This window comes from Actinotalea ferrariae CF5-4 (genome assembly GCF_000603945.1).
GTDB lineage: Bacteria > Actinomycetota > Actinomycetes > Actinomycetales > Cellulomonadaceae > Actinotalea > Actinotalea ferrariae.
The window spans coordinates 1-1967 of sequence record NZ_AXCW01000420.1 but is presented as its reverse complement, the minus strand read 5'-3'; the positions used below and the strand labels follow the sequence as shown (position 1 = coordinate 1967).

General features: G+C 78.6%; 4 protein-coding genes. 1 reads left to right on the top strand and 3 read right to left on the bottom strand.

The window, feature by feature from the left end; genetic code table 11:
• Positions 1-386 (bottom strand): helix-turn-helix domain-containing protein (locus tag N866_RS18435; protein WP_155855485.1); only part of this gene is annotated, 386 nt, incomplete at its 3' end.
• Positions 387-487: 101 nt separating this feature from the next.
• On the opposite strand from N866_RS18435, the gene N866_RS18430 reads away from it, so the two are divergent.
• Positions 488-1123 carry a MogA/MoaB family molybdenum cofactor biosynthesis protein gene (locus N866_RS18430; RefSeq protein WP_342668454.1) on the top strand — a complete coding sequence of 212 codons (636 nt, stop codon included), beginning with the start codon at positions 488-490 and terminating at the stop codon, positions 1121-1123.
• Position 1124: 1 nt separating this feature from the next.
• On the opposite strand, the gene N866_RS18425 is transcribed toward N866_RS18430, so the two are convergent.
• Positions 1125-1364, bottom strand: a complete 240-nt coding sequence (locus tag N866_RS18425; RefSeq protein WP_052023257.1) for a MoaD/ThiS family protein — start codon at positions 1362-1364, stop codon at positions 1125-1127.
• Positions 1361-1967: DUF6457 domain-containing protein (locus N866_RS21685; RefSeq protein WP_034229492.1), on the bottom strand; the 607-nt coding region annotated here is incomplete at its 5' end. The genes N866_RS21685 and N866_RS18425, both read right to left, overlap by 4 nt.

The following is a 1967-nucleotide window of genomic DNA, read 5'->3' as shown; positions in this document are numbered from 1 at the left end:
TGGCCCGCGTGCACGCGGGCCCACGCCTCACCGGCCCGCACCGCAGCCGCGGGCGACGGCGTCCCGTCCGCGTCGTAGCCCTCGAGCACGACCCGCAGGAGGTGCTCCCGGAACCGCTCGTCGAGCGTCGCCGCCGCGGGGCGGTCGACCGCCATCCACAGCACCCGGGGGCGCCCGCGGGTGCCGCGCCGCTCCAGGGTCCGGTCCACGAAGCCGGCGACCCGCAACCGCTCCAGGTGCTCGCGCGTCGTGTTCACGTGGACGTCCGCGGCGGCGGCGAGCTCCTCCACGCCCAGCGGCCCGTCGGCACCCTGGAGCGCGTGCAGGATCGCCACGCGGGTGGGCGAGGCCAGGGCTCGGGCGGCCGACGTCGTGCGTTGCACCATGAGGCGATTTTTGACGGTCCGCGCCGGGACATCCCGGGACCAAAGGCCGGGGTGAGGGCGGTTGCGCCGGCCACCCCGGCCCCGCTGGGTAGGTTGGCGGCGTGGACGAGGACCAGGTGGACCGCGCAGCGCACGACCGCGCAGCGCACGACCCGCCCGACCCGCACGACCAGCAGCACCGGCACGACGACGCCGGGCCCGACCGCGCCGGGCACCACCACGACCGGCACCACCACGACCGGCACGGGGCGTCCGACGCGGGCGGCGTCCGGGTCGCCGTCGTCGTCGCCTCCGACCGCTGCGCCCGCGGCGAGGCGGAGGACCGCTCGGGCGCCCGGGCGGCGGAGCTGCTCCGGGCGGCAGGGCACCACGTCGCGCCGGTGGTGATCGTGCCGGACGGCGTGGCGAGCGTGGCCGGCGCGATCACGGCGGCAGTGCCGACCGCCGACGTCGTCCTCACCAGCGGCGGGACCGGGGTGGGGCCCCGGGACGCGACGCCCGAGGCGACGCGTCCGCTCCTGGAGCGGGAGCTGCCCGGCCTCGCCGAGGCGCTGCGGCGGCACGGCGAGGCGCACGTCGCGACCGCGGTCCTGTCGCGCGGCGTCGCGGGGGTCACCGCGTCAGGAGCCCTGGTCGTCAACCTCCCGGGCAGCACCCGCGGCGTCGAGCAGGGTCTCGACGTGCTCCTCCCCCTGCTGCGGCACGTCGTCGACCAGGTCCGCGGCGCGGACCACTGACTCAGCCGCCGGCGAAGGGCGGCAGCACGTCGACCGTGACGCCGTCGGGCAGCGGGGTGCCGCCGTCCTCGGCGCGCGCGCCGGCCACGAGGAACGAGCAGCGCCGCAGCACCCGCTCGAGCTCGGCGCCGTGGCGTCCGACGACGTCGTCGCGCAGCGCGGCGAGCGTCGTCGCGTCGAGGACCTCGGTGTCACGGCCGGCCGCCTCGGCCGCCGCCGCGAAGTAGCGCACCGTGATCACGACCGGCCCTCCTCCTCCGCAGCCCAGCCGGCGACCAGGGCCGTCACCTGCTGCGTCACGCTCTCGAACGCGGCGCGGTCAGCACCGCGGGCGGCCACCCCGCACCCGGTCAGGAACGCCGTGATCGGGACCGCCGGCCGGCCGACGCCGTGCGCCGTGTCGCGGGCGAGGTCCAGCAGCGCGTCGATGTCGACCGCGTCGGGGTCCACGCCCAGGGCGTCGACGAGGCGGACCACCCACCGGTGCAGGTCGTCCCCGACGGGCGGACGGCCCTGCGGTGCGGACCCGCCGGGCTCCGCCGACTCGGCGGGCGGGGGTGTCGGGGTGGGCACGTCGGTCACGTCGGTCCTCCCACGCAGGGTCCTGGCCAGGTCGGCCACAGCCTGCCACGTGTCGACGTCGGCCGCCTGACCCTCCTGCTGCGGGACGGGCAGGGGCTCCATGCCGGCGACCAGCCGGCGCACCGAGCAGTCGCGCCCCCCACCGTCCGCCCGCCGCCGCTCGAGCGCCGCGACGAGGGCCTCACGGCGGTAGAGCGCGAGCAGGGGCTGCCCGCGGCCGTCCCCGTCGACCGCCCAGGCGCCGTCCGCCGTGGGCGCCCCG